Here is an 8,592-nt window from a genome sequence, read left to right on the forward strand (position 1 = left end):
TTATAGGGGGCTAGACCAATTTCAAAAACAACAAGTTCTAGTACACAACAAATTATAAGGCAACAAAATTATAGTATATCATCAAATTCTATTCAATCCATATATTTTAATCAAACACTTTCTGTTGCTCCTGGCACTTATAGAGTTTGGTGTAAATACGATAATGCTCCTAATGGAGGAGAACAATATTTGGAAGATAATAACTGCCCTACCTGTAATGGTTTAGGGTGTTTATCAACATCCACTCCAATAGGTTTTATTTCAGTTTTAGGCACTGCAAATCTCCAATGTGGAACAGCAACTGTAACTCCATCGAGTCCAATACAAAATCAAAGTGCTACTTTTTCATTTCCAATTTCAAATACAGGAAGTGCCAATTATACAGGAACCCTTTCCTTATGGTGGAGAAACTCAACCAATATTGGCAATCAATTAGGGTCATCTCTATATGGTTTAAGTGCTGGAAGTTCTTATACATTTAACTATAGCACTCCTACAGTTCTACAATCTACTCCAGGTAATTATGTTTTGCAGATTGAAGATGCCAATGGCAATGTCATTTGTTCAAAACCTGTAACCGTTACATCTTCCACACCAACTGGCTGCGTTACTTGGTCTGGGAATCCAGCAACAGGAGATGCTTATATTGCAACTGAATATTTATGTAGTAATCAAATTATCAGTTCTAGCCAAAATGGAACTTATAATTATGATACAGATATTACAAGACAAGACATTGCAAAAATCGCATATTTAGGTTTATACAAAGGCAATACACCAAGTAGCCCAGCTTTCAATTATCCTGTTCCTTTTAATGATATGCAAAATATAAATGCTAATAATAATGTATATTGGTATAATGCAGCAAAAGTTCTCTCTTATTTGCAGTACGGTGATGCAATTACACCATTTGATAGAGATTTTATAAATTTTAATCCTACGAGTTTAATTAAAAGAAAGTATGCCATAAAAATGTTTTTAGAAGCATTTAAAATTCCCCTTTCAGCGAATACTACGAGTCCTTATACGGATGTTTTACCATCAGACCCAATGTTTAAATACATTAGAACTGCCTATGATTTAGGTATAATGACGGGTAATACTGTTAATTGTTCATCGGGAACTTGTTTTCATCCTGAAGCCAATATTGCTAGACAAGATGCTTTTATTGTACTTTGGAGAATATTAACCAATAACAATATCTCTAAACCTACCATGGCAGATTTAACAAATGAAGCTAATTATTTTGTACCAGGGAATTATAGAATTGCCAATATGAATAATATTCCTTCGATGGAAAGAGCCAATTTTAATCATTATCAAAAAAATATTTTCAATTTACCTGGTAAAGGTTTACCTTTGGATATTTCGTTTTCTTATAATTCTTTTTTAACCGAATTACCAAACGACTTTTTTACCTCGACGGCACTGCCGAATATGCACTTCTTGTCATTGAGCAAAGGTTGGAATCATAGCTATAACAATTTTATTCAATTTGAACCAGGATACACCTATACAGAAAATGGAAATACCTATACCGTAAACGCAAAATATTATATATTTTGGGCAGATGGCTCTATACAAGTATATGATAAAGTTTTGGGTGCTTATGAAACACAAGGTGTTTATGATAGTTTTTTAAGAATTGGAAATTCCATTTTTATAACCACAAAAAATCAAATTGTATACCAGTTTACCAGCGGAACAGGAACCGATGTTTATGTTCCATCGAAAATTACGGATAGAAATGGAAACCAAATACAATACAGTTATGTTCCAGGCTCTATAACTCCTGCGGTTATTTCTAATATTAAAGATATGACCACTAATAGACAACTCAACTTTACTTACGAAGTAGTCAATGGAAAAGATATGGTGAAAACCATCACCGAAACTGGGTTAAATAGAACGGTTACTTTTAATTATAACTCAAGCGGTAATCTAGCGTCCTTTAAAGATGCTAAAAATCAAACAACTTATTATAACTACGACCCAGTTCAAAATTATAATACAGAAAACCTATTGACAGAAATTATTTTACCTAAAGGAAACAAAATAAAGAATTCCTATTTTAACAGAAAGTTTCAAGCCAGCAAAACATTCAATCAAAACAATGTAGCAACAAGTACTACTTCTGTACAATTTACACCTTATTATGCAAGTGGAAATGTATTTAATACTACTTCAAAGGTTATTGACCCACAAAATAGAGAAACCAATTACAGCCATAATTCCGATGGTAATCCTACGCAAATTGTGGCACCTACTGGTACTTCTACTTTATCTAATTACGGAACTGGTAATAACCTAAATCTTCCGCAAAATATAACAATCAATGGGCAAAGTTCTTTAATAACTTACGACCCTAAAGGAAATATCCTTACAATTGATAAAAACGGTATCAACAATACTTTTACTTATACTGCCAAAAATGATGTCGCTACTCATAAAGACGGAAATAATAATATTACCACGTACAATTATGATGCTGCGGGCAATCTTACTTCTGTAGTAAGACCTACTGGTTTTGGTTCTACAATTATCGAAAGAAATTCAAACGGACAGGTTACCAAAGTTACCAATCCTTCGGGACTATATACCGAATATTTTTACAACTCCAATGGTTTAGTAAACAACATCAAATTGATGAATTTTATTCAAACTTTTGCCAGTTATGATAATGCTTCTCGTCTTACTTCTACCACAGATGCTAATGGAAATACAAATTCATTTGAGTACGATAACAACGATAATTTAGCCAAATCTATCAATCCACTTGGTGCTGTGAATGGTAAAGTAGAACATTCTTATGATGCCAATGACAATCATATAGATATTAAAAACCAAAAAAACGAAACACAAACCAATGTGTATAATTGGGATGATGATATGTTGATGTCAGAATCTTTTGGCTCTCATACCAAATCTTATACTTATAATGTGGATGGATCTTTGGCTACACATACCCGAGGCAACGGAACTTTTACATACACCTATAATCCTGATGGCAGATTACAATCAGACGGGCAAACCTCTTATCAGTACGACAGTCGTGGGAATATCGAAAAAATAACCAATACGATTGGCGATATCTATTTGCATTATGATGTAAACGATCGCATAGATTATTACGATGATTATTTTGGTAACAGAGTAAAATATACCTATGACAACAACAATAATGTAACTGAAATAGCTTACAACGCTTCTGGTAGTAAAAAAGTAACCTACTCGTATGATTCTGTAAACCGTTGCACGAAAGTAAAAGATTGGAACAATAAAGAAACTTTTTTTACTTACAATACCGATGACAGAATAGATAAGGTAACTTTACCAAATGGGACTTTTACACAATATTCGTACAACGATACAGCAGGAAGATTAACAGGAATATACAACAGAAGGTCAAACTTTACAGAAATTTCCAGTTATACTTTTACATTAGACAATGCAGGTAACCACATTACAGAAGCCATAACAGAACCATCTATAACAGCAGGTTTACAAACTATTGCTAACGAAACTGTAAATTACGGAACTTATCCTTTCAACAGAATACAAAGCCAAGGCAGTACCAACTTTACACACAATACCGCTGGTGGCATAACCCAAGCAGGTGCTAATTCATTTACTTATGATATTAACGACAATATGCTTACAGCTCCTAATAGTTCATTTTCTTACGATGGAGCAGGAAACCGCAGAGCAAAAACCGTAAATGGTGCGAATACTCGTTATGTATTGAGCATATTAGGAATGAGCCAAGTTTTGATGGAAACCAACAGCAGTAATGCAGTTCAAAACTATTATGTATATGGACCAACAGGTTTGTTATACCGTGTAAAAGCCGATAATACTACTTATAGCTATTACCATTACGATTATAGAGGTAGCACCACAGCCATTACCAACGATGCACAGAATGTTACCCACAGTTATAGCTACGATCCTTTTGGTAAAGTATTAGCCAAAACCGAAGCCGATGCCAACCCTTTTCAATATGTAGGACAGCACGGTGTGCAATATGAAAGTCCAACACTAACCTTTATGCGTGCAAGATATTACGACCCAACTATAGGACGATTTGTAAGCGAAGACCCTATTTGGGCATTGAATTTATATCCGTACGCAGATAATAATCCTGTGATGAGAATAGATCCAGATGGAGAAAAATATAAAGAATTAGAAAAATTATTAAGGGGGTCTATTGATATTAAAGAATGGTTAGATGATGATGAAAATATTGATACTTCACAAGATTTTTTATCAGATATTAATGGATTATATAAATCGTATCAGAATACAGCTTGGAAAGGTAATAAAAGTAAAAACAAATGGAAAGCATTTAATAATACACTTGCGGGTCACGTGAAAAAATGGGGAATTGATTTTGCCGGCAGTAAACTTTATGATATGACTATTGCCGAAAGTATAGATGAGGCTGCAAAACAAATAAATTCATCAAATATAGGAATGTCTTTTAAAATTCTAACAGGAAAAAATTTAATTACAGATGAAAACATAAAAAAAGCTAAAGAGTGGGGAAAGAAAAAGTTTGTTGGTACTTTAAATATGAGTAGTGAAGGTTATGGGTTATTAATTGATTATTTTATACATCAATATGACTCTGGCTGGTAATATTAAAATAACTCTCCCCAGTTTGTACTAGCATCACGCTCGTACCAAATAGAAAATAATTTTAAAAATAGAAATATGAACGATTACATCAACTGTAACCAATGCGGTTAGCTAAACACAAAAAACACCAAATGGTATTATCTAGCATGGTTTACAGGTACAAAATATTTTTGTTGTAAAGTATGTATGGATAAACATAAAAGTGAGAATTAATAACAATAAAAACCTTTGGCAAAGTTGTATGCTTTGCCATAGGTTTAAAAATAGTAATAATTTAAAAATAGATAAAAAATGAAGAATTTAATATTAATAGTTTTTTGCTTGTTTTCATTTACAACATTTGCACAGCAAAAAAAGGCTACCAAATCGAAAGCAAAGACTACAGTTTCTATAAAGAATAAAGCTGTCAAAATCAATACTATTTGTGGTTTATGCAAAGGAACTGGTAAAGATCCAAAATGCAATGGTACAGGTTTATGTCAAAACCATCATACTACATATTTAGATGTAAAATGTTTTAATAATTGTGATTGTTATGATGGTGGTGATGATATTGGCGATGAACCAGAAACAGCGGATGAATGTACTACTAGATGTGAAAAAGAATGCCAAAGAAGTCAGTTGTGTGGAGATTGTGACTCTTATGATGGCACTTGCAAAAAAATGTGGTGTAATAATGGAGTGTGCAGAAATTGTAATGGAAAAGGTAAAGTTTCTAAATAAACATAAAAGTGAAAATTAATAATATAAAAATAGTTAAATAATGAAGTCAATCCTTAAACTCGCATTCCTTTTCATGATAGGAATAAGTACCGAAACATACGCTCAAAACCAAGCCTGCGAAGATAAATGGAATCAAGTAACTCGTGTAAACTCGTCAGATACTTGGAAAGAAACCAACACCATTAGTAATGGTAAAGTATATTGGAAATCTATAGAATACAACGGTGAATATGTACACAAACTCTACAAAGTAGCTAGTACAGGTTTGTTTTATGTGCAAACATACAAATTCGATAATATGGTTTATTATTCCAACGAAAAAGATGCAATTCGTGCACTGTTTATTTGGTTTAAATGCGGTGGCTATTTTACAGAACAAGGAAAAGTGAAACAATAATTTTAAAAAAAATAAAAAATATGAATACAAAAAATTTTACAGCAATTATTTTATTTGCAACGGTTTTGGGTTACTCTCAAAAAACAAATAACATTGGATTTGGGATAAGCCCTTTTGGTTCTGCATTTGCAGACCTTTCTTATGATAAAGATGCGAAAAATCTATTTAGGAAAAGCCAATTATACACAAATATAGATTACAATAGTTATTTAAACGTTCATGCTTTTTATGAAAAACAATTTGATGGAATAACTACTCTTTTTGAAGCAAAATACGCTACGGCTAAAATTAAAGATTATGAAAAAGGTAATAATTCAAATCTATTAACCGAAGAATATGATTCAAATATTTCAATATATAGTGCAAATGTATATATTGGATATACAATCAACAAAAAGAAAAGATTGCAATTACCTTTATATATTGGTGGCGGAATTAGCTATTTAAATGCCAAGCCTATAAGCCAAGGTGCATTAGAGCTTTCTGCAAAAGCAAGATTGAAATTTTATATTTCTAATAAAATTGCATTATATAGTGGAGTTAATTATGATTTAGGTGTTTTAGGTGGAAAAGATATAAAAAATGACAGTGATAAACTCATTGGTTACTACGGAATGTACAATTTAGAAACAGGTTTAATGTTTAGTTTTTAGAAAAATGAAAAAATACATACTTCTAATTTTATATTTTTGTACAATAGTTTCCTTTGCACAAAAAAAATATTTTAAAGATGCCATTGAGAAAGGTAGAAATGCCTCAAGTTTTTATTATTGTAATTTAAGCGATAGCAAAGTTGTAAAAGAAAGCGATGTAAGAGATTATGCGTATCAAAATAATTATATAATAAAAAACATAACCACACAAATAGTAAATAGATTTGGTGATAGTTTTACGGGTGTAAATACTTTTGAATTTTTACCAGTTTTAGAAATTCCAAATTATGTTTTTAGTAAATATGTAAGTAATGATATTTCTAATTTACTTTTAAGTGATATAAAAAAAAATAACAAAGGAAAGGCATACATTTTCAACCCTGCTTCATCTAATTTTCAATATAGAGAAGTATATTGGTCTGGGACTATTTTAGACAATGAAATTCAAGGAGAAGGTTTTGGTCTTTTTACATCTGATGATGAAAAAAATATGATTTCATTTAGAGGGAATTTTGACAAGGGAAGCCTTAAAGGAAATGCTAAGTTTAATCAATACACCTATAATTCTTCTAATTTTGAAAATGGTACTTCAATAAAAAATACTATCAGTTTAGAAAACTTTAATGAGAATATAGCTGTTCTAAAAATTGATAATAAATACGGCTTTATAAATTCCGATTTCAATATTATAACACCAATTAAATATGAAAGTATTGATAAAGAATATGAAAACGGAAAAGCATTTGTTACTTTAAATAATGAAAAAATAATTATTGACAGTAAAGGTAATTTTCTTGAATATACGCAAGAACAAAAAAATATTTTTGAAGCAATAAGAATAAAAAAAGAAAAAGAAGAAAGAAAACTTGCTTATTATAAACCTCAAATTGAAGCATATAACAGTATTGCACAAAGCATTGCAAAACAATATATGAACGCTTACGTTCCAAAAACAGGGAACAATCCAAGATTTGAATTTGCTAATCCTAACGATTTTGATAAAAGTGTTAGAAAAGTTTATATAATTTGGAATGGGAGACACTATTCTGATGCTTATTCAAAATCTCATATTGCAGCAGTTGAAGGGAATATTTACATAAGCGAAGGAAGATTTGAAGAATTGGTAGTAAGTCAAAATGCAAAATATATGTTATCCGCTACCCAAAATTGGAACGCAACAAAAGATTTAGCAATTGCTGCTTGGAAAGCTTTACCTGAAGTAGATTACTCTTATAGTTCTTCATCAACCTACTCTAGTGAAAGCTACAGCAATAATTCTAACCAAAAAAACAATAATAATGAAACTTTAAAAAATTCTGAATCAGTAAAGATTGATAAAGAAAAATATAGAACTGGGAATTTTGAACTACCAAATTATACAGAAGAAGTTGTATATTCTGAAAAATATGTTACAAAAAGTCTTATAAAATTTAACGATAATATTTCTTTTAATATATATTACAATCCCGAATGTGGTAAGTATTATCATAAAGAAACACCAGGAATTAAATCATATTACAAAGACAAAATTTCTTTAATTAAATCCATGTATGCAACTGAAAAAGGAGGATTTGATATCATCTATACTTTTGGAAATTCTAGTACTTGTGATTAACAACTAAATAATATAAAAATGAAAAACACAATCCTTACAATAGCAATATTACTCTTAGGCTTTACCGCAAAAGCCCAAGTAACCGTAACTTATACCTATGATAATTTACACCGTCTTACCCAAGCCAGTTATTCTAATGGTGTTGGTATTCAGTATTCTTATGATCAATTAGGTAATAGAACACAAGAAACAAAAACATCTACACTTTCGGTAGAAGAGGTAACCAAAGAAAACAGTTTTACACTTTTTCCAAATCCATTTCAAGAAGAGTTGCAAATAGCATCAAAAGAACAAAGTATTACACAAGTGCAGTTATACGACCTCACAGGCAAGCTCATTCAAGAAGAAAAAGTAAACAATCAAAATTCTTTTACCTTTAAAACAAACGGTTTGCCAAGTGGCACTTATCTCATAACTATTTTTACAGATAAAGGAAAAGAGAGTTATAAGGTAATTAAAAAATAATATGTCTCATAATCCCCTTTACTTTTTGGTAAAGGGGATTATGATATGAAACCGAATAGATTTGGATACATCAGTTTGTTCGTTTTTGCTAAAATGAGTCA

At 31.0% G+C, this 8,592-nt stretch carries 6 protein-coding genes; all 6 read left to right on the forward strand.

Going from position 1 to position 8,592, the window contains the following annotated elements; translation table 11 throughout:
- Positions 1-189 precede the first annotated feature (189 nt).
- On the forward strand, positions 190-4,638 hold the full coding sequence (locus tag B0A58_RS14630; protein WP_089081660.1) for an RHS repeat-associated core domain-containing protein: 4,449 nt from the start codon (positions 190-192) through the stop codon (positions 4,636-4,638).
- Positions 4,639-4,929: 291 nt separating this feature from the next.
- Positions 4,930-5,361 (forward strand): hypothetical protein, encoded by a 432-nt coding sequence (locus B0A58_RS14635; protein WP_089081661.1) that lies wholly within the window; start codon positions 4,930-4,932, stop codon positions 5,359-5,361.
- A gap of 40 nt (positions 5,362-5,401) precedes the next feature.
- Positions 5,402-5,758 (forward strand): hypothetical protein, encoded by a 357-nt coding sequence (locus tag B0A58_RS14640; RefSeq protein WP_133063154.1) that lies wholly within the window; start codon positions 5,402-5,404, stop codon positions 5,756-5,758.
- A gap of 20 nt (positions 5,759-5,778) precedes the next feature.
- Positions 5,779-6,411, forward strand: a complete 633-nt coding sequence (locus B0A58_RS14645) for a hypothetical protein (protein WP_089081663.1) — start codon at positions 5,779-5,781, stop codon at positions 6,409-6,411.
- A 4-nt stretch (positions 6,412-6,415) separates the two neighbouring features.
- The gene (locus B0A58_RS14650; protein ID WP_089081664.1) at positions 6,416-8,026 is read left to right on the forward strand and encodes a WG repeat-containing protein; all 1,611 of its coding nucleotides are present in this window, start codon (positions 6,416-6,418) and stop codon (positions 8,024-8,026) included.
- Between the two features lie 18 nt (positions 8,027-8,044).
- Positions 8,045-8,491 (forward strand): T9SS type A sorting domain-containing protein, encoded by a 447-nt coding sequence (locus B0A58_RS16550; RefSeq protein ID WP_089081665.1) that lies wholly within the window; start codon positions 8,045-8,047, stop codon positions 8,489-8,491.
- The last annotated feature ends 101 nt before the right edge of the window (positions 8,492-8,592 follow it).

The organism is Flavobacterium branchiophilum NBRC 15030 = ATCC 35035 (assembly GCF_002217205.1).
GTDB lineage: Bacteria > Bacteroidota > Bacteroidia > Flavobacteriales > Flavobacteriaceae > Flavobacterium > Flavobacterium branchiophilum.